Source organism: Polyangium sp. y55x31, assembly GCF_029946505.1.
In the GTDB taxonomy this organism is placed as follows: domain Bacteria; phylum Myxococcota_A; class Polyangia; order Polyangiales; family Polyangiaceae; genus Polyangium.
The window spans coordinates 168,272-191,756 of record NZ_JARZHG010000005.1 but is presented as its reverse complement, the minus strand read 5'-3'; the positions used below and the strand labels follow the sequence as shown (position 1 = coordinate 191,756).

At 68.9% G+C, this 23,485-nt stretch carries 20 protein-coding genes and 1 tRNA gene; 9 read left to right on the top strand and 12 right to left on the bottom strand.

The window, feature by feature from the left end:
• Window positions 1-355: 355 nt before the first annotated feature.
• The gene (locus tag QHF84_RS12270) at window positions 356-1,537 is read right to left on the bottom strand and encodes a hypothetical protein (RefSeq protein ID WP_281313437.1); all 1,182 of its coding nucleotides are present in this window, start codon (window positions 1,535-1,537) and stop codon (window positions 356-358) included.
• A 1,189-nt stretch (window positions 1,538-2,726) separates the two neighbouring features.
• Here QHF84_RS12270 and QHF84_RS12265 point away from each other — a divergent pair.
• Entirely contained in the window at window positions 2,727-2,876 is a 150-nt protein-coding gene (locus QHF84_RS12265; protein ID WP_281313436.1) for a hypothetical protein, read from the top strand.
• 120 nt (window positions 2,877-2,996) lie between these two features.
• On the opposite strand, the gene QHF84_RS12260 is transcribed toward QHF84_RS12265, so the two are convergent.
• The 3 genes from QHF84_RS12260 to QHF84_RS12250 form a co-directional block, all read right to left on the bottom strand.
• Entirely contained in the window at window positions 2,997-3,374 is a 378-nt protein-coding gene (locus QHF84_RS12260; RefSeq protein ID WP_281313435.1) for a hypothetical protein, read from the bottom strand.
• An 82-nt stretch (window positions 3,375-3,456) separates the two neighbouring features.
• Window positions 3,457-3,529 (bottom strand) — tRNA-Ala (locus tag QHF84_RS12255).
• A 113-nt stretch (window positions 3,530-3,642) separates the two neighbouring features.
• Entirely contained in the window at window positions 3,643-4,812 is a 1,170-nt protein-coding gene (locus QHF84_RS12250) for an acyl-CoA dehydrogenase family protein (protein ID WP_281313434.1), read from the bottom strand.
• A 192-nt stretch (window positions 4,813-5,004) separates the two neighbouring features.
• On the opposite strand from QHF84_RS12250, the gene QHF84_RS12245 reads away from it, so the two are divergent.
• Together QHF84_RS12245 and QHF84_RS12240 are read left to right on the top strand one after the other, a co-directional pair.
• Entirely contained in the window at window positions 5,005-6,021 is a 1,017-nt protein-coding gene (locus QHF84_RS12245; protein WP_281313433.1) for a RimK family alpha-L-glutamate ligase, read from the top strand.
• A complete protein-coding gene (locus tag QHF84_RS12240; RefSeq protein ID WP_281313432.1) occupies window positions 6,018-6,776 on the top strand; it encodes an enoyl-CoA hydratase/isomerase family protein in 759 nt (252 codons plus the stop codon). The genes QHF84_RS12245 and QHF84_RS12240 overlap by 4 nt, the downstream gene beginning before the upstream one ends.
• 51 nt (window positions 6,777-6,827) lie before the next feature.
• On the opposite strand, the gene QHF84_RS12235 is transcribed toward QHF84_RS12240, so the two are convergent.
• Window positions 6,828-8,606, bottom strand: coding sequence for a hypothetical protein (locus QHF84_RS12235; RefSeq protein WP_281313431.1), 1,779 nt, complete (start codon window positions 8,604-8,606; stop codon window positions 6,828-6,830).
• A gap of 197 nt (window positions 8,607-8,803) precedes the next feature.
• Between QHF84_RS12235 and QHF84_RS12230 the strand changes: the two genes are divergently transcribed.
• Complete coding sequence (locus QHF84_RS12230; protein WP_281313430.1) at window positions 8,804-9,961, top strand: PAS domain-containing protein; 1,158 nt, start codon at window positions 8,804-8,806, stop codon at window positions 9,959-9,961.
• A 197-nt stretch (window positions 9,962-10,158) separates the two neighbouring features.
• Here the strand turns inward: QHF84_RS12230 and QHF84_RS12225 are convergent, their stop codons facing one another.
• Window positions 10,159-10,611 carry an SUKH-3 domain-containing protein gene (locus tag QHF84_RS12225; protein WP_281313429.1) on the bottom strand — a complete coding sequence of 151 codons (453 nt, stop codon included), beginning with the start codon at window positions 10,609-10,611 and terminating at the stop codon, window positions 10,159-10,161.
• 227 nt (window positions 10,612-10,838) lie between these two features.
• Between QHF84_RS12225 and QHF84_RS12220 the strand changes: the two genes are divergently transcribed.
• A complete protein-coding gene (locus QHF84_RS12220) occupies window positions 10,839-11,555 on the top strand; it encodes a hypothetical protein (protein ID WP_281313428.1) in 717 nt (238 codons plus the stop codon).
• The gene (locus tag QHF84_RS12215) at window positions 11,555-12,022 is read left to right on the top strand and encodes a hypothetical protein (RefSeq protein WP_281313427.1); all 468 of its coding nucleotides are present in this window, start codon (window positions 11,555-11,557) and stop codon (window positions 12,020-12,022) included. The genes QHF84_RS12220 and QHF84_RS12215 overlap by 1 nt, the downstream gene beginning before the upstream one ends.
• Before the next feature lie 22 nt (window positions 12,023-12,044).
• On the opposite strand, the gene QHF84_RS12210 is transcribed toward QHF84_RS12215, so the two are convergent.
• The 3 genes from QHF84_RS12210 to QHF84_RS12200 form a co-directional block, all read right to left on the bottom strand.
• Window positions 12,045-13,079, bottom strand: a complete 1,035-nt coding sequence (locus tag QHF84_RS12210) for an SDR family NAD(P)-dependent oxidoreductase (protein ID WP_281313426.1) — start codon at window positions 13,077-13,079, stop codon at window positions 12,045-12,047.
• A gap of 77 nt (window positions 13,080-13,156) precedes the next feature.
• Entirely contained in the window at window positions 13,157-14,683 is a 1,527-nt protein-coding gene (locus QHF84_RS12205) for a mechanosensitive ion channel family protein (protein ID WP_281313425.1), read from the bottom strand.
• A 34-nt stretch (window positions 14,684-14,717) separates the two neighbouring features.
• Window positions 14,718-15,230: a hypothetical protein gene (locus QHF84_RS12200; protein ID WP_281313424.1), complete on the bottom strand. Its 513-nt coding sequence runs from the start codon at window positions 15,228-15,230 to the stop codon at window positions 14,718-14,720.
• Window positions 15,231-15,304: 74 nt separating this feature from the next.
• On the opposite strand from QHF84_RS12200, the gene QHF84_RS12195 reads away from it, so the two are divergent.
• Window positions 15,305-15,823: a hypothetical protein gene (locus QHF84_RS12195; protein ID WP_281313423.1), complete on the top strand. Its 519-nt coding sequence runs from the start codon at window positions 15,305-15,307 to the stop codon at window positions 15,821-15,823.
• A gap of 32 nt (window positions 15,824-15,855) precedes the next feature.
• Entirely contained in the window at window positions 15,856-18,186 is a 2,331-nt protein-coding gene (locus QHF84_RS12190; RefSeq protein ID WP_281313422.1) for an ankyrin repeat domain-containing protein, read from the top strand.
• Between the two features lie 27 nt (window positions 18,187-18,213).
• Here the strand turns inward: QHF84_RS12190 and QHF84_RS12185 are convergent, their stop codons facing one another.
• The 3 genes from QHF84_RS12185 to QHF84_RS12175 form a co-directional block, all read right to left on the bottom strand.
• Window positions 18,214-20,457, bottom strand: coding sequence for a 3'-5' exonuclease (locus tag QHF84_RS12185; RefSeq protein WP_281313421.1), 2,244 nt, complete (start codon window positions 20,455-20,457; stop codon window positions 18,214-18,216).
• Window positions 20,458-20,587: 130 nt separating this feature from the next.
• A complete protein-coding gene (locus QHF84_RS12180; RefSeq protein WP_281313420.1) occupies window positions 20,588-21,895 on the bottom strand; it encodes a monooxygenase in 1,308 nt (435 codons plus the stop codon).
• 11 nt (window positions 21,896-21,906) lie between these two features.
• Window positions 21,907-22,536: a TetR/AcrR family transcriptional regulator gene (locus tag QHF84_RS12175; RefSeq protein ID WP_281313706.1), complete on the bottom strand. Its 630-nt coding sequence runs from the start codon at window positions 22,534-22,536 to the stop codon at window positions 21,907-21,909.
• An 87-nt stretch (window positions 22,537-22,623) separates the two neighbouring features.
• On the opposite strand from QHF84_RS12175, the gene QHF84_RS12170 reads away from it, so the two are divergent.
• Window positions 22,624-23,403: an enoyl-CoA hydratase/isomerase family protein gene (locus QHF84_RS12170; RefSeq protein WP_281313419.1), complete on the top strand. Its 780-nt coding sequence runs from the start codon at window positions 22,624-22,626 to the stop codon at window positions 23,401-23,403.
• The last annotated feature ends 82 nt before the right edge of the window (window positions 23,404-23,485 follow it).

The following is a 23,485-nucleotide window of genomic DNA, read 5'->3' as shown; positions in this document are numbered from 1 at the left end:
CCGCCGCGCCGGGGCGCTGCCCCGGACCCCGCGGGGGCTGTTCGCCCCTCGACCCGAACCAGGCACGGCCTGGACCGGGGGCGGAAGAACTGCGCTCCGCGCAGTTCTTCCGACGGGCCGGTGGCAAGACCAGGAAGGTCGTCGCACGCAGCGGCACGTTGCCGGCTGAAACGTCAGCGCTGCCGTCTTCGTTGGCAGGGTCGTCGTTGGTCTTGACCTGGCCTGTTCGATGAACTGCGCATCGCGCAGTTCATCGACCCCGAGTCCAGCGCTTGCGCTGGTCCGGGTGCAGGGGCGGACAGCCCCTGCTGGGGCCTGGGGCAAAGCCCCAGCGCAGCGCCTTCGAGCGAAAAGGCTATCGCCCGTTGTGCATGAGTGGCAGGAGCGCCTGCAGCCACGCGAGCGATGGGTCTGCGGCTGCGCTTGGGTTCTGTGTGCTCGGCGTATCGACGCGCGCGGGCATCGAGGCGAGGTCGTCCAGCGCGACTCCGAAGCGCAGATCTGCGTAGTGGGAGAGACGCCCGCTTGGTGTGATCTCGTCCGCGCGATTGCAGACGACGTGCCACTGGAAGGGCATGTTGGATGTCCCGCCGCCGAGTTCCACCACGTCGAAGCCTGTCGCCGTCTTGTTCTTCACGACCACGCCGCGCGTTTGCTCGTTTTCCTCGAGCTGGATGAACACGCGCAGTGGGTGCCGCTCGTCGACCTGGACGTTGGCTGTGAAGATTGGGTCGAGCTCGACGTGGGCGACGCCGTTTTTGAGCCGTGCCTCGCCGTAGTCCTCGAAGAGGACCTCTGGCGCCTCGGGCGCGTAGAGGGTCACGCGGCGCTGGCCTGCGGCGTCGGTTGGGTCGTGGACGACGGTCGAGACGACGCCGATGCCGTTGATCTTGAAGTTCGTGAGACCGTCCCAGAAGTTCACGCGGACGATGTCGCCGAAGTTGTCGGTGTATTCGGCTTGCGCGATGCCCGAGGAGAGGTTCCTCGAGTAGGTGCCGGTCGTTTGGCCGGTGAACGCGCCGCCGGAGCCGGCGACGAGGATGAAGCCGGCGACGTTTTGGCCCGCGCCGTGGATGGCGGTGCCGCTCGGGCTGTTGTTGTCGCCGTACACGGCTGCGAGGCCTCTCTGGCTCGTCACGCCGTACACGCCTGAACCACCGTCCGCGTTTGCGCCTTCCGGCGCGGAGTTGATGCCGACGATCGCTGCGCCGGTGGTCGTCGTGTTCTCGGTGAGGATTGTGCGGACCGTGCTCGCCGAGGTGGCGTGGAATGGGGAGTTCGGGGCGGTGGTGCCGAGGCCGACGTTGGTGCCGTTGTCGAAGAGGCGCGAGTTGCCGCCTGTCGTGGCGCTCGTGAACTTGATGATGAAGTTGGTCGTGCCGTTGATGTTCGCCGAGCCGGCGGGGCCCTGCGGACCCTGCGCGCCCGTCGGGCCGATCGGACCTTGCGGGCCCTGGATGCCCTGCGCACCCTGCGCGCCCGTCGGGCCGATCGGACCTTGCGGGCCTTGGATGCCTTGCGGGCCCTGCGGGCCCACGGCGCCGGTTGGACCGATCGGACCCTGCGGACCCATTGTACCTGTCGCGCCGGTGGGTCCTACCCCTCCCGTGGGACCCGTCGCTCCCTGCGGACCCATGGGTCCAACTGGTCCGGTCGGACCTACAGCTCCCTGCGGACCCATCGCACCTGTCGCGCCGGTGGGTCCCACCCCTCCCATGGGACCCGTCGCTCCCTGCGGACCGATGGGTCCAACTGGTCCGGTCGGACCTACAGCTCCCTGCGGACCCATTGCACCTGTCGCGCCGGTGGGTCCCACCCCTCCCATGGGACCCGTCGCTCCCTGCGGACCGATGGGTCCAATTGGCCCCGTCGGACCGACAGCTCCCTGCGGACCCATTGCACCTGTCGCGCCGGTGGGTCCGACGTCACCTTGCGGACCCGTCGCTCCCTGCGGACCGATGGGTCCAATAGGCCCGGTCGGACCTGCAGCTCCCTGCGGACCCATTGCACCCGTCGGTCCCATGGGTCCGACGTCACCTTGTGGACCCGTCGCTCCCTGCGGACCGATAGGTCCAACTGGCCCCGTGGCGCCTACGTTCCCTTGCGGACCCATCGCGCCCGTCGGACCCATCGGCCCCACGGGACCCACGGCGCCGGTCGCACCGGTCGCGCCGGTCGGACCCATCGGACCCATCGGACCCATCGGCCCCGCAGGACCCAGCGCGCCGGTCGGACCCATCGGACCGGCCGGACCCATCGGCCCCGCCGGACCCACCGCGCCCTGCGCGCCCGTCGCACCCATCGGGCCCATCGGACCCTGCGCGCCCGTCGCACCCGCGGGGCCCGCTGCGCCCTGCGCGCCGACCGGACCTTGCGGACCCGTCGCGCCCGTCGGGCCCACGAGCCCCGTCGGCGGACCGACCCACTCGCCGTTGTTGTTGATCACCTCGGTGCCGTTGATCGTCACGCTCGTCGGGTGGATGTCCCCGTTCACGTCGTTCGCGAGCAGCGCGTACGGCACGCTCTGGATGGGCGCGCGCGGCTGAAGCTCCGGATCGCTCTCGATCGTGATCCCCAGGTACCGCACCGAGCCGTCGAAGAGTTTGTCGAAGGGAACGATCGAGCCGAGCGAGACCGAGTAGAACCCCTCGTCGAACGCGACCTTGTGCTCTTCGCTCCAGAGCGGCGTCTGCGCGTTCGCCGCGTCGTAGATCGCGAACGTCACGGTGAGCTCGCCGTTGATCGGCGCGTCGTCCGCGTCGAAGAGCCGCCCCTGGTTGGTGATCGTCACGGGCACGGCCGCGCTCGCGCGCATCGCCGCCGCCGACACGCTGCCAGCGAGGAGTGCAGCCGTGATCCACCGCCGGATCGTGTGAGTCCTCATGCCAAGCGCTCCGCGAGTCGAAAGGATCCAGAAGCCGATCCATGAACGCGCGCTCGCGCGATCGAGCGCGCGCGGATCTCCTCTCGATCGTAAACGCCTCGCGAGAAAACAGTCAATCGCCGCGGCAGCTCCGCCGACGTGGCCTCCCGAGCCAGCCGAAGACCACCACGCCGAGCAAGTTCGCCGCCAGATCGCCCAAGCTGAAGGTCCGCGTCGGTGAAAACTTCTGCGCGCACTCCTCGATCGTCGCGAGGAGCCCCACCACGAAGGGCCCCGCAGGCAGCCCGATCCGCGGCACGCGCGTGTCGTCCGTGGCCCGCCGCGCGAGGAACGAGGCACCGCCGAGCAGCACGAAGTGCAGCACCTTGTCGAGGTACGGCGTCGATAGCACCGCGAGCGGCAGCCCGCGTGCGTACGCGAGGCCCGAGATGATCCCGAGCAGCACCACGTACCCTGCCAGGGCAACTCGCCACGCGCGGACCGAGCGCATCGTGTCCATCTCCGGCATTCGACCCCTGAAACGACGAAGGGCGCCGCATCTTCTGCGGCGCCCTCGTCGTCCTTCGTGCCGGTGGAGCTGAGGGGAATCGAACCCCTGACCTCCTGACTGCCAGTCAGGCGCTCTCCCAACTGAGCTACAGCCCCGTCGTGCTTGGGAGGCGCAGTATCTACAGCCTCCCAGCCCGTTTGTCTCCTGTTTTTTTAGCGATCCAACCTACACCGGTGCACTTTTCTGGTCGGGGGGTCGGTCCGGACGGTCAGAAGCCCATCAATTTGGCGATGTAGTACTTCATGGTCTCGGTCGTCCCGCCGCCGATGCGGAAGAGCCGCTGGTCGCGCCAGGCGCGGGCGATCGGGAAGTCCTCGATGTAGCCCCAGCCGCCGTGGAACTGCAGGCACGCGTCCATGATGTCGTTCACCACGTCGCCCACGAGCACCTTCGACATCGAGATGTATTTCACCGTGTCGAAGCTGACCGGCCCCTTCTTCACGTACCGCTCGTCGTTGTAATGGTCGACGCACTTGTACACGAAGGACTTCGCCGCCTCCGCGCGCGTGTAGAGGTCCACGAACTTGTGCTGCCAGACCTCGCGCTTGATGATCGGCTTGCCGAACGCCACCCGCTCGCGCCCGTACGCGACCGCCTGCTCCAGCGTGTAGAAGGCGCCGGCGAGCGCGCTGACCGAGCCGATGAGCCGCTCGCTCTGGAAGTTCTGCATCAGGTACATGAAGCCCATGTTCTCCTCGCCGAGCAGGTAGCGCTTCGGCACGCGCACCTCGTCGAGGAAGAGCTCCGCCGTGTCCGAGGACTTGTTGCCGATCTTCTTCAGCTTCTTCGAGACGCTGAAGCCCGGCAGGTTCGTCGGCACCAGGAAAAACGTACAGCCGTGCGCCCCGCGGTCGGGGCTCGTCTTCGCCAGCAGCGTCACGAAATCGGCGCGCGTCCCGTTCGTGATGAACGTCTTTTGCCCGCTGATCACGTAGTCGTCGCCGTCCTTGCGCGCCGTCGTGCGGATGCCGGCCACGTCGCTGCCCGCCGCAGGCTCGCTCACGCCGAGCGAGATCACCTTGTCGCCCGCGAGCACGGGCTTCAAAAACTCCTCGATCTGCTCCTTCGTCCCGAGGTCGCTGATCACCGGCGTCGCCATGTCGCTCTGCACGAGCAGGCCCATGGTCACGCCGGCCAGGCGCGAGCGCGGCAGCTCCTCCGCCTTCGCCGCGCTGAACCAGTAGTCGAGGCCTTGCCCGCCGTGCTCCTCGGGGAAATGGGCTCCCAGGATGCCGAGCTCGCCGGCGCGCTTGAACACCCAGTTCGGGAAGCACTCGTCCGCCTCCCACTCCTCCGCGTGCGGCGCGAGCTCCTTCTCGGCGAACGCGCGGACGGTCTTCCGGAACTGCTCGTGCTCCTCGGTGAAGGGCTGCCACATGGCCACGGTCTCCTCGTTTTGGCCGGCCCCTGGGGCGCTCCCACCCCACGATTTCCCGGCGTTTCGAAAATGATTCGTACACGAAACATTCGCGAACGCAAGAGGAAGAAATGTGAGGCCGTATCCTGGCCTGCGACGCCGAGGGAAGCGCGCGCCCCCGCTCCCAAGCTCTGCTAGCCTCGGTCCCCCCGGATGCGGTTCCTCCTCCTCTCGCGTAACGCCAATCTCTACTCGACCAGCCGGATCGTCCTGGCCGCCCGCGCGCGCGGGCACGAGGTCACGGTCATCGACCCGCTCGACCTGCAGATCGTCGTCTCCAAGGGCCGATCGAGCCTGCTGCACGAGGGCAACCCCGTGCCCCGGTTCGACCTCGTGATCCCCCGCATCGGCGCGAGCATCACGAACTACGGCCTCGCCGTGGTGCGCCAGTTCGACCTCATGGGCGTGCCCGTGCTGAACAGCGCCGTCTCCATCGCCCGGAGCCGCGACAAGTTGCGCGCGCTTCAGCTCCTGAACCGCAAGAACATCGACGTCCCCGCGACCATCTGCGCCCGGAGCCCCGCCGGCGTCGACTCGGCCCTCGCCCTCGTCGGCTGTCCCGCCATCGTCAAGCTCCAGCAGGGCACGCAGGGCATCGGCACCATGATCGCCGAGACCCCCCAGGCCGTGCACTCGCTCCTGGAGACGCTCTGGGCCATGGGCCAGGACATCGTGCTGCAGGAGTACGTGCGCGAGTCGAAGGGCCGCGACATCCGCATCATCGTGGTCGGCGGCAAGGTCGTGGCCTCGATGCGCCGCGTGGCCAAACCCGGCGAATTCCGCTCGAACCTGCATCGCGGCGGCAAGGGCGACAAGGTCAAGCTCCTGCCCGCCTACCGCAACGCGGCCATCCGCGCCGTCAAGGTGATGGGCCTCGAGGTCGCCGGCGTCGACATGCTCGAATCGAAGAAGAAGCCGAAGATCCTCGAGATCAACAGCTCTCCCGGCCTCGAAGGCGTCGAGCGCGCGAGCGGCATCGACGTGGCCTCGGCCATCATCGAGCACGCCGAGAAGTACGCCGCGACGCACGGGCGCATCTCGCAACGCGAGGTCGACCTGCGCATCACGAACGTGATCCACGACGAGCGTATGGTGCCCCGGCGCCTCACGCCCCCGCCCGCCCGCTTGAACGGCCGCCTGAACGGCCGCGTCCGCGGAGCGCCGTCTTGAGTCTCCAGATCGAGCCCACGGGCGATGCGCTCGTCCTCTCGATCGACCGGCCGAAGACCAGAAACGCCCTCGACCGCGACCTCACCCGCCGCCTCGCCGAGGCCGTCCGCGTGGCCGAAGCCGACCCCACGGTCCGCGGCATCGTGCTCACCGCGACGGGCGAAGAGACGTTCGTGTCGGGCGGCGATCTCCACGAGATCAGCCGCGCCGTGCGCGGAGGGGCCGGCCCTTCGGTCGTGCTCGACATGTACGAGGACCTCGCGGTCCTGGAGACGAGCGAGCTGCCCGTCGTGGCCGCGGTGCAAGGCAACGTCTACGGCGGCGGCTGCGAGCTCTTGCTCCTCTGCGACATGGTGATCCTCGAGGCCCACGCCTCGCTCGCGTTCCGGCACGCCCGCATGGGCCTGTCGCCGGCCTGGGGCGGGCTCACGCGGCTCGTCGAGCGCGTCGGGCCGATCGAGGCGCCGCGGCTCATGTTCTCGGCCGAGAGGATCGGCGCCGAGGAGGCCGCGCGCCTCGGTCTCGTGAACGAGGTCGTGCCGAAAGGAACGTCGCGCGAGCGGGCGCTCGCGCGCATCGGGCGCATCGCGGAGAGCGCGCGCGCCGTGGTCGCGGCGCAGAAGCGCGCGCTCACGGCCGTCCGCATGGCGATGCGCGGCGACGCGATCGAGCGCGAGCGGGCGATCTTCGCCGAGGTCTGGGGCGGCGAAGCGCATCGGGCCGCGCTCGACGCGTTCTTCAAGCGCCGCGGATGACGCCCTCTCCCCTCTCCCACGAGGAAGAGGGGCCGGGGGTGAGGGCGTGTTTCACGGGACGTACACGAACCCGTGCTTGCCGCGCCCGATGCGCCAGCGCTTCGAGGCCGCGTCCCAGTCGAACGACGACACGGGCCCGCTGCCCGCGGCCGTACCCACCTTGCGCGCGCCGCGCGGAGTCGCCGTGATCTCGTAGACGTCGCCGCCGGGCTCGATGCACCCGTGTGTCCGGCCGTCGCGCCGGGCGTATTTCTCGCCGAACGAGGCCTCCGCGGACGTGTCGATCGGCGCCTCCAGCACGCCGCCGGGCGCCAGGTACACGAGCCGGAGCTTGTTGTCCTTCGAGGTCACGATCACGCGGGTTCCATCGTCGAACGGCAGGATCGTGCGCATCCCGAGGCCCGGAAGCTCCCCGAGGATCACCGTCTCCACGTCCGCAGCGGGCGCGCCGTGGGCCACGCGGTGGACCATGCAGACCCCCACGTCACACAGCACGTACACCGTGTCGGCGTCGAGCGCGCTCGCCGAGAACACGGAGGGCGCAGCGTAATCGGACGAGCGCAGCGCCTCGCCCGTGCGCGGCGCCCAGCGGTAGAGCGTGCCTTGCGGCACGACCAGCACGTCGCCCGAGGGCAGGAGCGCGATGCGGATCTTGAACGAGCCCACGCTGCTCATGAGCGGCCCGAACTGCGGCCCGAGCCGCCCGTCGAGGGCCACGGCGCGCACCCGGAGGTCGTCCACGGCCACGTACGCCGCGCGGTCCGCAGCCGTTTGCCCCGCGCAGCAGGCGATCTCCACGACGTTGCCTCCGAGCTCGATGGGCGACCGGATCGAAGGGGATCCGCGCAGATCGTCGACCCGCCAGAGCATGTTGTCGTCCCCGCCGCCGATCAGCATCTTCGTGACCGGATCGTAGGCGACGGCTTGCTGATCACGCATCGTGAAGAAGGGACGGTTGCCGGACCGCCAGCGCTCCACGAGCGGCTCCGAGCCGAACACCTTGCGGCCCTTCGAGACGTCGACGATCGCGAACTCGTCGTCGTCGCTCGCATACGCGACCTCCCCGGGCCGATCCGGCATGGGGAAGACGTCGTTCACGTCCTCGTCCGTGTCGAACACGTGGGTCTTGCCCGTGGGGACGTCGAGGAGCGTGACCGTGTCGCTCTCCGAGCCAAACGCGACGTGCTTGCCATCCGCGGAGAACCGCATGCGAACCGGCACGTCGACGGTCGCCGCCGCGCTCTGCTTGAGGCTCGGGTACTCGACGACCCGCACGCGGCCGCCGGAGAGCGTATACGCGAACCGCGCGCCGTCCGGCGCCGCGGCGACATCCAGCACGTGCTCGGGGACGAGGCGCGAGCGCTTCGCCAGCGTCTTCGTATCGTGTTGCCAGAGGCCCGTGACGCCGGCGACGACGAAGGACGACCCGTCCCCGATCGGCGCTGCGGCCGTGGCCGAATGCGGCACGAAGCGCGTCTTTCCGTTCGCCTGCTTTTGCAGCGCCCCGCGAATGGGCAGCCTGCTGTCGAGGCTCAGGCCCGGCTTCTCGGCGCTCCCGTGGACGGGCTGACGTTCGGCCTGCGCGCCCTCGGGCGCGAGCGGCGCGCTCGGCTCGCCCTGCTCGGTCTCGGCCTCGGATTCGCCCGCTCCGCCGCCCACACCGAGCGAGGGCCCCGTCGAAGGCGGCGACGACCCCGGTCCCGGCAGGCTCTTCATCAGCGACGTGCACAGGCCCACCGGGCAGCCGCAGCAGCCGGACGCGCCGAGCACGAGGGGAAACAGGATCCCGGCCGTGATACGCGCGAGGAGGGTGAGGGCTCGGGTGCGCACCCGGACATGAGAGCGAAAGGGCGGCCGCGTGGGAAGGGCCCTCGCGAGCAGACGGGCCGACGGAGCCCCTGGAATTCACATGATGGAAACGCGCGAGACCACATACCAATGACACACCCTCCCGTCAGCGCAATGACGCCATGAAAATCCAAATTGCAACATTGCAATGATACGTTGCTTGGTGGTACGCACGAACGATGGCGGGAGAGGTCATGCTGGAGTCGTTTCTCGACGCGTGCCCGGGCATCTATTTCGTGGCGAGCCCCGAGGGCGTCATCACAAAGGCGAACCAGGAGGCCGCGTATGCCTTCGGCGAGCATGGCGCCGAGGGTCGGTCGCTCCTGGAGGCCGTTCACCCCGAGGATCGGGGCGACTTCCAGGCGCTCTGGTCACGTCTGCCGGAGGACGGCAAGGCGCTCCGCGCCGTGAGCCGGCTCCGGGGGGCGGACGGGCGCGACCAGGCATTCTCCTGGAGCGCGCGCCGGGTGAAGGAGGGCTCCGAGATCCACGCCGTGCTCCTCCCTGCCGCGCCCGCCCCTGCCGTGCAGCCCAGCGAGAAGGCTCCGGAGCGGATCCTGCGCATGCTCCTCGACAATCTGGAGATCGCCGTCTCCGTCGTGGATCGGAACGGCTACTGCACCTTGAATGAGGGCAAGAGCCTGACCACGAGCGGCCTTGGCCAGAACTTCAACCTCGGCAAGTGCCTGCTCGAGGCGTACGCGCACGATGCCGTGATCCTGGAGAACGTCGAGCGCGCCCTTCGCGGCGAGGACCGGCACTACATCGTCGAAGCACACGGCGTCCTCTGGGAGAACTGGTTTTCCCCGGTCAAGGACGAGAACGGCGAGGTCATCGGCGCCATCGGCTTGTCGTTCGACAAGAGCGAATCGAAGCGCGCCATGCAGGAGCTGCAAAACCGGCTGAATCTCATCGAGCGCCAGCAAGAGGTCATCCGCAACCTGGAGACGCCGATCATCGAGGTCTGGGACCGCGTGGTGACGCTCCCCATGGTGGGCGTCGTCGACAGCGCGCGCGCCGCGCGGGTGATGGACGACCTGCTCACGGCGGTCTCCCGGCAGAGCGCGCGTTATGCGATCCTGGACCTCACGGGCGTCGAAATCGTGGACACGGCGACGGCGGCCCACATCCTCTCGCTCATCTCGGCCATTCGCCTGCTCGGCGCCGAGGGCATCATCACGGGCATCCGGCCGACGGTCGCGCAAACCGTGGTGAGCCTGGGGCTCGACCTGTCGCGGGTGATCACGTGCGCGAACCTGCGCGAAGGGCTGAGGCTTTGCATTCGGCGGATGCACGCGCAGGCGACGGCGGATGCGAGCGTGGGGACGCTGGTCTGAATGTTCTCAGGTCCGCGAGGCAGGAGGTGGGTGGCGGCCTCTCCGCATATCGCGTCCGCACCCCCGCCGGGGCTCCGCGACCTACCCTGACTCGGCCTGGAGGACCACCCGCGGGGTGGCTCTCCGCTATGGACTTACCTCGTGGAGCCTGGGATAGAGGCGAAGGGGCCTCCCGAGGGCCGCCCGCGGCACGATCTTCACCCCCTGGGTAAGCGTCCCACCAAGATGGAGTCCAGCGCGCTATGGATATTGGCGCCAAGCAGTTGGATTCTGTCACCGAGTAGATAGACGCGGCCCATGCCATCAATTGCGAGAAATGCCTGACCGTTGTATGCCTCCCCCAGTGGGAAGAGATCACTCCCCACCTGATCCCGGAAGGCGTCGAACCGGTCCTCTTCGCCGCTCGCGAGCCCCGGGTCCAGGTCGAAGCCCCCCCGGGCGCACTCGAGACCGGGCCCTTCGCAGTCCACACGAATGCCGCCGAACTCCTCCAGAGCTCTTTCGGCTGCAATGGACATTCGAAACCCGTTTGGGTTTTCCAGCTTTCGCCGCCACTGCGCAACCCGCTGCGTGTCTCTGCGATCTTTGTGCCATCCGGCGGCCATCAGTCGTGCTTCGGTTTCTGCAGACCATCCCGGAGACCTGAACATGTCGCCCTCTTCATCCCGAACGCCTCCAGACGCTTCGCACAGCTAGGACACGTCGGAATTGTGGTCCTGTGATTTGCGTTTCCGTGCGCTCGAACAGGGGTTAATGTACGTAAGTTTGGTGCCACAACACACTTGTTCCGTACACCCCATGTCCAGCCCCTCCATCGGACGTGAGGGCAAACACACGCCACGTTGACAGGATCCGAAACGTCTGATCGCCTCTGGTGGTGACGTCTCGACGCCTGCGTAACCTCCTCTCGTGGGGGCTCCTCGGTTGCGCGACGGCGGCGCTCGTGCCCCTCGGCTGCGGGGCCACGGTCAGACAACTGGCGCAGCAGGACGACCGCCCGCGCGTGCCGGATGCCACCGCAGAGCGCCTGCGAGAATGCGTCGATGAGTTCGGTGGCGACCTTCCCCGGGGGTACTACACGTTCGACTACACGGTGAAGGTCGATGAAGAGGGCGGCGTGGTCGATGTGGAGTCGAAGGGCGTGCCCCATGCGGATCTCGCGGCGTGCACGCGGATCGCGCTGCGAGGCATGACCGTCCCGGAGGACCTGCTCCGGGTGCGCAAGGTGCGCCTGTCCGAATCGCCCGCGCCTGGGGACGACCCGACGCCGGCCGAGCGTGGGCTCGTGGGGAACCCCGCGGTGATCGTGGCCGTGGCCGTCGCCCTCGCCGACCTCATCATCGAGGCGGGCCCCATCGTCGTCGTGATGGCCGCTTCGCTGGAGGTCAGCAAGGATGTCGCGGAGGTGGCTCGGAAGCGGCCCAAGCCGAACCTGAACCGCTGCCTCGACGCCGCCGCGGGTGGTGGGGCGCTGTGGGAGGAGTTCTGCCGGTCGATAACCAATCGACAAGCGCGTCAGGCGTGCTGGAGTGAAACGAACAATAGCGAACAGAGCAAGCGAAACTGGTGCAACGAGAAACTAGGATACTGGTAATGTCCCAGCCTCAGAAGACCACATCAAAGACCAAACGAACACGCTGGATTGCCGAGCGCCGTCTCGAGCGACGTGATGCCGTCGGGGGCATCGTCGTGGTCCGCGTCGGTTCTCCTGAGTGGCCCCCTGGAGCCGAGGAGTGGAGATGCCCCTTCATCATCCTGGGGTTGGGTGACGACTCGATTCAATATGGCCGCAGTGACGATTCGATGGCGGCGCTCCAGAATGCCCTGATAGGCATTCGCTGCAAGCTCATGCAGAGCGGTGTTCCGCTTCGGTGGGAAGGATTTGATGAAAATATTACTGGGTTTCAGATGGCTGTCCCCTTCGCATATGGCCTCGGTTTTCAACAACACCTTGAAAGAATGATTGAGGCGGAGATCGAGGAGCGCGCCCGTCTCTTCCGCGAGCTCATCGAGCGTCGCGAGGCTCGCCGCAAGGCGCGGGCAAAGCCGCAACCGAAATGACCCACGACGGGAGCGCGACCTTTCAGACCGGCGGCTCCTCGTTGTTCTCCCGCGCCGCGCGGTTCCCGAGCTCGAGCAGGAGCGACCCGTGCAACGTCGAGTCGATCTCACGCCCCCTCCACCGCTCCACGCTATGGCCCGGCGGCGGCAAGAGGCGCGCGATCGCCGTGGAAATCAGCCCGAACAGCCGCGGCGCGAGCCCGTGCAGCACCGGCAAGATCCGCCCCACGAGCCCGAGGTGCACCTCCCTTTGCCCTTCCCGCGCCGCGCGCACGATGCGCTCGGCCGCGATCTTCGCGTCGATCGAGAGCAGCGGCAAGGACGAGAGCACGCTGAACCAGGCGAACTCCTCCTTCTGCCGGCCCAGGAACTCTGCATTGTAGAACGAGCCCGTCCGCATCGGGCCCGGCACCACCGTCGTCACCTTCGTCCCGCGCGCGCGGAGCTCGGCGGCGAGCGCCTCGGAAAAACCCACCATGGCGAATTTCGAGGCCGTGTAGCCGAGCATGTGCGGCAGCGGCACGCGCCCGCCGACCGAGGTCACGTTCACGATGCGCGCGTCCGGTCCGAGGTGTGGCATCGCCGCGAACGTCATGTTCGCCGCGCTCCAGAAATTCGAGCGCATCGCTTCATCGATCTTCGCCGCGTCGATCATCTCGAGCGGGGCCACCTGGATCACGCCCGCGTTGTTCACGAGCACGTCGATCCGCCCGAACCGCGAAACCACGCTGTCGACGAACGCGGCCGCTTCGGCCGGATCGCCGAGGTCGCGCGCCTCGCCGAGCACGTCTGCGCCGTGCCGGCTGAGCAAAAGCTTCGTCGCGCGGTCCACGGCATCCGGATCTCGCCCGCAAATGGCCACGCGCGCCCCCTTTCGGACGAGCTCCTCGGCCATGAGCAATCCGAGCCCCCGCGACCCGCCGGTCACGACCGCGACCTTGCCTTGCAGGCTGATGGCGCGCGCCCGACGAGCGAGCCAGCCGAACGACAAACCCAGCACCGCCAATCCGGCCAGCGCTGTACCCCGCGACATGCGCCCGTGTAGAAATCGCGCCACGGCTCCCTCCCTGGCTTTCGGGGGGCAAACCGCATACCGCGACGAACGGGCGACCGGGCCCGGCGTTCAGCAGAATGTCACAATTGGAAAAACTGCCGGATCTTGGCGAGGAGCGCCGAGCTCTTCGCGTCGGCCTCGGCCCGTGAGCTCCTCGTCGCGCGCGCGGAGAGGTTTTCCTCGAGGGCGATCTGCCGATCGACGAGGGCGCGCGTGATCTGCTCGACGAGGCGCGGGTCCGCGGCGAGCACCTCCTGGAAGGCGCCCTTGCTCACCTCGACGAGCTCGCAGTCCGTCGTCGCTTTCACCGTGGCGGCGCGCTTCTCGCCCGTCATGAGCGACATTTCCCCGAAGAACTGCCCGGGGCCGAGCCGCGCCACCTCGGCGACGCTCCCGCCCTCGCCGCGCCCCACGATCACCGCGAGCTCGCCCTTCTGCACGATGAAGAGCTCGCTGCCCATCTCGCCCTGCCGGATGACCGCCTCGCCGGGCATGAAGTGGCACGTGCGCGAGAGGGCCGCGAGCCGCTCCAGCGAGGCATCGGGCAGCGGCGCGAGGAAATGGACCGCCCCGAGCGCCGCCTTTCGCCGCTCCGTGTCCTGCTTCGTCTCCTCCGCGCGCGATTCGGGCGTCACCGCGTGCGTGTGCACCGTGCGCATCGGATACGGAATCGAGATACCGGCGCGCTTGAACGCGTACCAGATCCGGTGCCGCACCGTGGAGTCGATCCGATCGCGCAGCGCGAAATCCTCGATGAAGTAGTTGACCACGTACTGGATGCCGCTGTCGCCGAAGTCGCGCGTCTGCGCCGCGGGCGGAGGTTGTGCGAGGATGCCCGGGATCTCTTGCACGGCTTCGAGCAATGCCTCCTCGACGCGGCGCGGGGAGACCTCGTAAGGCGCCTGCACCGTCACGGTGCGCCGCGCGACGTGCGTCGGCTTCGTGAAATTGCGGATCGTCGTCTTCGCGAGCACGCCGTTCGGGATGACGAGCTCGACCTGCTCCAGCGTGAGCACGGTCGTCGCGCGCCAGTTGATCTCGACCACCCGGCCGATGAGCTTCGGATCGCCGTCGATCCCGATCCAGTCGCCGACCTCGAACGGCGTCTGCGCCTGGATCGCGAGCCCGGCGAAGAGGTTGCCCAGGGTCTCCTGCAAGGACAAACCGATCACGGCCGTCAGCAGGGCGGACGTCGTGAGCAAGGAGCCGGGCTCGACGCCCACTTCGCGCAGCACGATCGCGAGCGCCCCGAGGTAGACGAGCCCCTGGACGATGTCGCGGATGATCCGCGGCAGCGGCTTCGACAGGCGCGCGCTCACGACCACGTCGACGATCAGCACGAAGAGCGCGCGGGCCAGCGAGAACAGCAGGAAACCCAGGCCGAGGACCTCGAGACCGCGCTCGATCTTCCCTTCCGGCAGAGGCAGCCGGGCGAGCACGGTCAGGATGTGCAGCCCGAGCAGGACGAGCGGCGTGCGCAGCGTGGCCCGTCGCTCGGCGCGCGGCAGGGCGATCGCGCAGAGCAGGAGCACCGCCGCGCCGATGCCAATGCCGATCGCGCCCGCGCCGAGGGTATGGAGAAAATGCTGTGGGGGTTCGGTGCTCATGGTTTGCAAGGTAAACCCGAGGTTCACGGCGACTTCAGGGGCAGCCTTGGCCCCCGCCGTCGCAATCGTTGAAGCAGGACTGGCAAACGAGGCAAATCGCGGTCTCGTTGTAAAGCTCGATCCCGTCGGGGAAGGTCTCCAGGCATTTGTCGAAGCAGAGCTGGTCCTGGCAGGTCGGCAGGCAATTCAAGAGACCGTCGCACGACGGGGTCGCGAGGCACTTCGTCCAGAGCCCGTTGCAGATCGAGTTCGTCGAGCACTCGATACAAAACTGGCAATCGCCCTGGAAGTCGCAGGACATGGGGCCGCTCGAGGTGCTGCTCACGACGCTCGGACCGGGGCCGGGGCCGGGGCCGACGCTCGACACCATCGGGCCGGGCCCCACGCTGACCGTAATGGATGCGGGGCCGTTGGATGAGGAGGACTGGGTCGTCCCGCCGGCGCCGCCCGTCCCCTCGCTCGGCGCGTCCACGACGACCTTGGCGCCACACCCCGCGGCGAACGCGAGCCCGAGGGCGACCATCGAAAAAGCGAAGGCTTGCTTCATCGCGCGCAGCATACATCCACTCCGCCGGGAGCCAGCAGGATCTTTCTTCCCCTGGGCGCCGGTTCGAGGCATGAATGGGGTCGATGGGCGAGGCCCTCTCCCGCGTTCTGGACCCTGCCGCGCTCGACGCCTGCGACAAGCCACGCGGGCGGCTCGTGATCGAGGTGCCAGCCGGCTGGGCCGGCGCCGTGATCGAGGTCGTGATCCCCGCGCGTGTCGCCTGCGCCCGCTGCGACGGCGGCGGCTGCGACGGCTGCGGCCGGCGCGGCGGCCATCGCGTCCCGGGAGATCCGACGGCGCGCCTCGTGCGCGTGCGCCTGCCGAGCGAGCTCGAGGGCGGCGTCGTGCTGCGCATCCTGCGGCCGTTCGGTGAGGACGGGGCTGGTATCGCGCAGCTCCACCTCGAAGCGCGCGCCGGCGCCGCCGCGAGCGCGGGCGTCACGTGGTGCGAGCCCGCCATGACCGACGCGCCGCGCAGCGAGCCCACCAGGCCGCGTGTCAGCGCTTCGCCCCTCGACACCTGGAGAACCGCGACGTACGCGACGATCGCCGTCGCGCTCGCCGCGCTCGTCGCGTTCGCCGTCGGGCGCTGACATCCGCGCGGGCGGGCGTGTACGATGCCGCCATGTTGCTCGCTTTCGGCCCGCGCGCGCGCGCGTTCGCCTCGTGGTCTTCGCTCGCCCTCGCGGCGGGGCTCGTCGCCGCGTGCGACAAACCTGCCTCCGGCCCCCCGTCCCCGGCGGCCTCCGCGTCGGCTTCCGCATCTGCGTCCGCGCCCATCGTCAAGCCTCGCGAGGTACGGACGGGCGAGTACGATCAGCCGCGGCGCGTCCTCGCGCGCATCCAGGGCAACCTCGAACGGGTGGCCGCCGGAAAAGAGCCCGCGACATTGCCGGCCGGCGTGACGGCGCATCCATTCGAAGCGCTCGTCGGGGCGTACAAGGCCGTGCTCGACGGCGATCCGAGCGCGCCGGACAAACTCGCCGCGATTGCGAAGGAGGCGCAAGCGAAGCTCGACGCGATCGTGGGCGGCTCGAACGAAGCCAAACCCAAGGAGGGCAGCGGGGCCGATTACGCGCGCCGCGTCGGGGCGATCGCCGCGGCGAAAGCCGAGGGGCCCGAGGGGACGATGATCCGGCTCGTGGCCACGATGCGGCTCGTCGACGCCGCGCTCGTCCTCGCGAGCGGAGAGGACTTCCAGAACGCCGATTACAACCTCTTCAAGCGGTTCGAGGGCATCGTCCTCCGGGAGACCGACCGATTCCGCGACGGCGATTGGCTGCGCCTGCCCTGCCGCACGATCCTCGGCCGGCGCGCCCTCGTGGAGGCGGCCGCGAAGCGCCTCGAAAAGGCCGCGGGCCCGGTCCTCGGCTGCCCCACGCCGAAAGGCCGGGAGCTCGATTTCGATCTGATGGAGCGTTTTGCAAAGGACCCTGCGGGGACCGTGGCGGACGTGCTCCCCAAGAAACCCGAGCCGCCGAAGGAGACGCCCGCCGCCGCCGATCCGGCGTTGCCTGCCGAGCCCTGGGATCGCGACGCGGCAATCGTGTTCATGGGGGAAAAACCCGACGCGGCGGAGAAGCCACTCGAAGCGGCGTCGAAGAAGGACGCCGTGGGCAAGCTCGATTACGCGCTCTTCTTGCACGCGTTCCGACCGCAATCGGCGGCGCGTGACGCGAAGATCAAAAAGCTGCTCGGCGAAGTCGAGAAAGCGAGCCGTGCCGCGGCGAAGAAAAACCAGGACGAGGTCGTCCTGGAAGACAGCTCCATCGACCTCCGCGCCTACGACGGCACGGACGAGAGCTTGCTCGGCATCCTCCGGGTCGCCTCCTCGACCGAGGCTGCGAATACATCGTCGGCGTTTTATGCCATCCCCTGCGCCGTGCTCCTCGCGCGGCCGAAGATCCTCGCAGCGACGACGCCGCTCTTCGGGGGCAACCGCGACAATTTCCTCCCGCGCTCGGGTTGTGCCTGGGGTCGCGGCTTCGTGAAGGGCTTCCCCGACCGGGAGCTCGGAGCGTACACGGACGCGACCGTCGAGGCCGACGGCAACTTCTACGTCAATCACGGGGGCACGATGCGCTTCGCGCTCGCGGCCGCGCTCAAGGAGCGCGAGGAGACGATGCGAGTCGACCCCAAGTCATTCCTCGACAAACCCGAGCCGGCCATGGCGCCCTACGAGACCTGGTCGTACATGACGCCCGAGAGCCGCGTCATCTTCGGCCGGCTCTCCCGCCTCGCCGAGGCGCTCGAAAAGAAGCTCATCGCCCATTACCAGACCCGAGGCCTCGACGAGAAGCAGGCGAAACACGCCGCGCACGCGGGCCTCTTCGAGGTCGTCTGGGGCGCTGCGTGCGGCGACGCGCCGCCGCCCCGCTCCTTGCGCAAGCTCGTCACGGACGGCGCGCCGGCCGCGGAGATCCGCGCGTTCATCGAGAAGGGCGAGCACAAGGACGCGGCGCGCCTCGCGCCCTTCGACAAATGCGCGGCGAACACGGGCCGGGATCCGCTCATCCACATGGCGGTGCTCGATCCCGCTGCATTGCCGGTCCTCTTGGAGCTCTCGGTCGAGCCCGGCAAGGAGAAGGAGCTCGATCTCGAGGTCGATCCGAACGCGACGAACGATTTCGGAAAAACGCCGCTCATGGTAGCCGCGCAGCAGGATCGTGTGGAATCTGCGCGTCTCCTGCTCCAGCGCGGCGCGTTCGTGGACTCTACGACGTTCAGGTGGGGTTCGTTCAGGCTCGCGCACGACGCGCGGACCGCGCTCATGTACGCGGCCGCGCGCGGATCACTGCCGATGATCCGGCTCTTGCTCGACGCGGGCGCCGACAAATACGCGGCCGATACGAAGGGGCTGCGCGCCGTGGATTACCTGGTCGGCCACGGGCCGGTGGCGGCGAACAGCGTGCTCTCGCCGGCGGAGCTTGCGGAGGCGGTGAAGCTGCTGTTCTGAGGGAGCGCCCGGGGGGGGCGAGGCTCCTCATTCCGAAGGCAAAATCGGCGAAGGCTCCCCCGGCGACACGATCCACACCCGCCGCATCGCACGCGTCACCGCCACATGGAGCGCCCGCCGATGCTCCGGGGCGTCCGGCCAGACCTTCGCGCTCGCATCCGGGACGATCACGTAATCGAACTCGAGGCCTTTCACCTCGGACACCTCGGTCACCTCGATCCCAGGCCCGAACGAAAAATCCCCGTCCCGCACGAGGCGGCACGGCATGCCCCGGGAGACGGCCTCGTGCACGGCCCGCGCGGAAGGCTCGTCGCGCGCGATGATCGCCACGGACGCATACGGATCGTCGGCGCGCAATTGCCGGAGCGCCTCGCAAAGCACCGCCGCGGCGTGCCCCTCGCCTGCCGCGATCGTCCGGAGCACGTCCGCGCCCTCCCGCGGCGCGCGCGGCATCTCCGCGGGCGCGTCCGCGCCGAGGATCACGTGGGCAAACTCCACGACGGGCCGCGGCGAGCGGTACGACGTCTCCAAAAAGGCCGGCTCACTCCGCACGGAGAGCGCCTCCATCACGGCCTCCCACGAGCGGAAATGGCCCGACCGATCGATTCGTTGCGCCGCGTCTCCGGCCACGGTCACGCTCCCCTCTGGATCGAGCGCGCGTCCAATCACGCGGAGCTCGATCGGCGCGAGCTCCTGCGCCTCGTCGAGCACGATGTGCGCATAACGCGACAGCGCCCCGGCCTTCGTCGCGCTCGCGCCCGTCCTGCGGTGCAGCAATTCGAAGAGAATCGCATAATCCTCCACGTCCACCGTGCCCGACGTCTCCTCGGGCGTGCCTGCGTCGAGCGTCCGCCCGTCGAGCGTGGCGAGCCTGTCCGCGTCCACGTGCGCATAGGCCTCCTCGCTCGTCGTCGCGAGCTGCTGCTTCGTGTGCGCCGCGACTTGCTCCACGATCCCCGCCGGCAAATCACCTTCGGACGCCAGGACCGCACGCGCGAGCAGCGCCCGATCCCCCACGAGCCTCCGATGATCACCCCGCACCCGCGCGAGTTTGTCCTGCTCCTCGGCGAGCGCCTCCCGGAGGAGCCGCCCCTTCTCCCCGGGCGTTTCTTTCGCCAAACCCGCCTCGATCGCCCGCAGCCGGTCCCGGAGGATCGGCTCGTTCCGCGCTTCGAGCTCCTTCCGAAGCGCGCCGCGGAAGCCGAGCAGCCGGTCGAGCTTGCGCGCGATAACGCTCGTATCCTCGTCGATCAGCCGCTCGATCGCCGCGAAGAGCGCCGGGTGACGCTTCAAGCGCGACGCGGCGAACGGAGGATCCGGGGGCTCGCGATGCGGGAGCCAGGTGAACACGCGTCGCGCCTCGGCGCGGATCCAGTCCTCGAACGTGCGCACAAAGACGCCCTCCACGGCGAGCCCTTCGAGGATCCGCTCCGATAAACGACGGAGCCCCGGCTCGGGGACGAGCACGAGCATACGTTTGGCCGGAAAGACCTCCGGAGAACGCCGGCGCAACGCGGCCACGCGATGCAGCGCCACCGTGGTTTTTCCCGAGCCGGCCGAGCCCAGCACGAGCAGCGGCGCGCGCGGCTCCCGATCGACGAGGGCCTGCTGCTCGGCGTCGAGCGTGATGAACGGATTGCGCGTCTCCGGCGTCCGCCGCGGAGACGTGGGATCCACGAGCCTGGGGGCCCACGCGCGCGGTTCGAAACGCCACGTATCGCCCTCGCGCAGGAGCACGCCGCCCGGGACGGTGATGCTCGCGAGCGCGCCCCCCTCGAACGTGAGCAATCGCCGCTCCTCGACTTTCCCCTCGATGACGCGGCCGTCCACCTCGATCTCGTAGTCCTCGCCCTCCTCGCAGGAGAAAAACACCTCCGCGATCGGGGATTTTCGCCATTCCACGATCGTGACGCCGCGCTTGCCGTCGAGCAGCGGCGCCGCGCCGAGCATCACGTCCCGCACGCGCCCCGCCACGCGCACGCGTAGATGCGCGAAATATGGCGCCGCCGGATCCGGAAGCCGATCCTCGCGCACCCTCGAAAACCGCGCCCGCTCCTCGTGCATTTGCGCGAGCAAGGCGGGCCGGTCCTCCTCGCCGGCCGTATTCCATTCGTCCCGGAGCGCGCGCAGGCCCTCCCCGTCCGGCCGCGCGCCGCTGCGCGAGCCTCGCGCCTCTGCGAGGGCCTCGTGGGTCCGCGCGAGGAGCCGGAGCTCCTCGGCGACGACAGGCCCGGGTTCGCTGGAAATGGGCCGTTCGCCCGTACCTTCCATGCTCCCTCCCGCCGGATGACGAAAAGGTCACCGGCGAGGCGGAAACTACGGGCGGGGCCCCGTTTCAGCAAGACTTGAAAACGAGAATGTTTTTGCTAAGATGTATGGCGTTGGTGAGGGGGACGATTCGTCACTCGCTGACGTAGACGGTGCCGAGGCACATCTCGTCGTTCGTCCCTTCGCCCCAGTTGATGTCGTACATCTCGGCGTTGTCCCAGGTGCACTTCAGGTGGAGCTGATCGCCCGGCTCGAAGCGGGTGGGCGCCTTCAACGCATACGACCCCTGCCAGTGGAAATTCCACGACGGGATGTCGACCAGGCACTCCTCCGCGCCACCACGCACGACCTGCAAGAGGCCGGTCTTGCCGCGCGTGTGCATGTGCACGCCGGCCGTGTGGATGGTGACGGGCGCGTTCGACGGCAGGGCGCCGCCCGTGGCGATGCTCAAATACGATGAGGGATCGGCCGTGACCTCGTGCATCACGTCGCTCGTGTGCGCGGGGATCGTCATCGTCTGCTGCGTGACCCAGGAGATCTTCGTGAACGGCATGATCGCGGCCTTCTTCTCCACGGTCTTGTCCGTGCGCACGAGGAGCCTCGTCTGATCCGGCGCCGCCGCCGCCGTCGAGGTGTTGTAATGCATCTGCACAATGAGCTTCGAGCCCGGGGGAATCTCGATCCCCGTGCCCGCCGGGTAATCGGCGCCGAGGCTGCCGGGCGCCCACGCGCCGACCCAGCCCGCCGACGAAGGACCGCCGCCAGGGCCGCCGTAGCAGGTCCAACCGACACCCGGCTCGGCGTCGTCGAGCGCCTGGAAATCCGCGAGTTTGTCGGGTTTGGCCACGAACGCGATGACGTGATGGACGAGCGACCTCTGCCCCGGCTCGACGCCCATGCCCGTGATGTACGTCGTCTCCTCTGCGGGCCAGTCGACGAAGAAGCAATGGTAATCGTCGGGTGCTACCTTCGGCGTGTACGCCTCGGGGATCGGCAATTCGAGGTCGACACGCGAGAGCGTCTGCGCGGTGTCCTCGACGGGCACGGGCGCGTCCGCCGGGTTGCCCTCGGGCGCCCCGTCCCCGATCCAGCGCGTGATCGTCTGGATCTGCTCGTCCGTGAGCGACCTGTCGCCGAGGTAATCGTTGCAATCGTTGTTCGCCGGCCAGGGCGGCATCGTCTTCGCCACGACGGCGGCCTCGACGGCCCCGCGCATCGCCGAGACCTCCTCGTACGTCGTGAGCGGGAACGGGCCGATGCCGCCCTCGACGTGGCAGTTGCCGCATTTCGTGTCCACGAGCGGCTTGATGTCGCGATGGTAGGTCAGTGCCCCGGCCGCGGGCGTGCCTGGCCCGCCGCTGCTCCCGCCATCGCTGCAGCCAGCCAAAACGCCGAGCCCCACGAGCACAGACGCGATCCGGACGCCGTTCAAAGCAAGCATGTTTTCCTCCTTCACCGCTTCTGATTTCGCGCCGCGCGCTCGAGCATTCCCTCGAGCTCGATCCGCACGGCGTGAGTCGCCTCGTCCACGGAGAGCTCCTGGTTTCTCCGGAGCTCCTCCCACATCGCAAAACTCGCCGCCGCCGCGAGCCCCGCGAGCAGCACCGCCCGCGTCTCCTCCGGCGCCGCCGCGATCTCGGCCTCGAACACCGCGCCCATGGCAGCCCGATGCATCCGCGCCGCCTCGCGGAGCTGCCCCGCGATGAAGGCCGAGTCGTGCGCGAACAGCACGGCCGCGCGGCGCACCGGCGCGACGAGCTCGTGGAACCGACAAACCCCCTCGGCGACGGCCCGCGCCCGCTCCGCCGCCGTCCCAGTGCGCGGCAACTTCGGCCAGAGCGGCATGACCGTCTCCATCCGCCGGCGCGAGGCGCACCCGAGCAGATCGTCGAGGTCCGTGAAATGGTTGAAGATCGCCCGCCGCGACACCCCCGCGCGTTCGGCGATCTGCTCGGCCGAAGGCCGCAGGACGCCCTCCGCGAGGAGCGCGAGCAGAGCCTCCACGATCGCCTCGCGTGTGCGCTCGGCGCGCGCGTGACGCCCATCGACCTGCGTCTGCGCGGCGGGCTCCTTGGCGTGCATCACGACAACGACTCTACCTATCTGCACTGCGAGTGCAAGTAGTTTTTTGCACACCAAGTGCATATTCTATCGTGTTAGAGGGCTCGCATGCCCGACGTCCACCTCGAACGCGACGGCGCCGTCGCCACGCTCGTCCTCGACGATGCGCGCCGAAAAAACGCCATGAGCCCCGAGCTCGGAGACGCGCTCGCCGCACGCGTGCGCGAGATCTCGCGTGACGCGTCCATCCGCGCGGTCGTGCTCGCGGGCGCGGGAGACGCGTTCTCCGCGGGCGGCGACCTCGCCATGCTGGAACGCCTGCGCGCCGCGAGCTTCGCGGAGGCGCGGGCCTTCATGCTCGGGTTTTACCACCGGTATCTGTCGATCACGGAGCTCGACGTGCCCGTGGTCGCGGCCGTTCGAGGGCCGGCCATCGGCGCGGGGCTCTGCGTCGCGCTCGCGGCCGATCTCGTGATCGTCGACGAGGACAGCCGGCTCGCGCTGAATTTCGCGTCGCTCGGCCTGCATCCCGGCATGGGCGCGACGTACCTCGTGCCGCGCCGCGCGGGCGCCGAGCGCGCCGCGGAGCTCTTGCTCACCGGCCGCCGCTTCACGGGGCGCGACGCCGCGGCGTGGGGCATGGCCCTCGAAGCCCTCCCCGGCGATCGCGTGCGTCCCCGCGCCACAGAGCTCGCCGCCCAGATCGCGGAATCCGCCCCGCTCGTGGTGCGCGCGCTCAAGCGCTCTCTCGGCATCAACCGCGGCGCGCTCGCCGAAGCCCTCGACCGCGAGGCCTACGAGCAGGCCGTGAGTTACGCGAGCGAGGACCTCGGCGAGGGTCTACGCGCCGCCGGCGAAAAAAGAAAACCGGCATTTTCCGGTCGCTGATTTCGCGATTCTCGATTTCCCCCGCATCGGCCCGGGCGGTACGGACGGCCGCCCTCTTGCATGGCCGGATGGGCAATGCCAC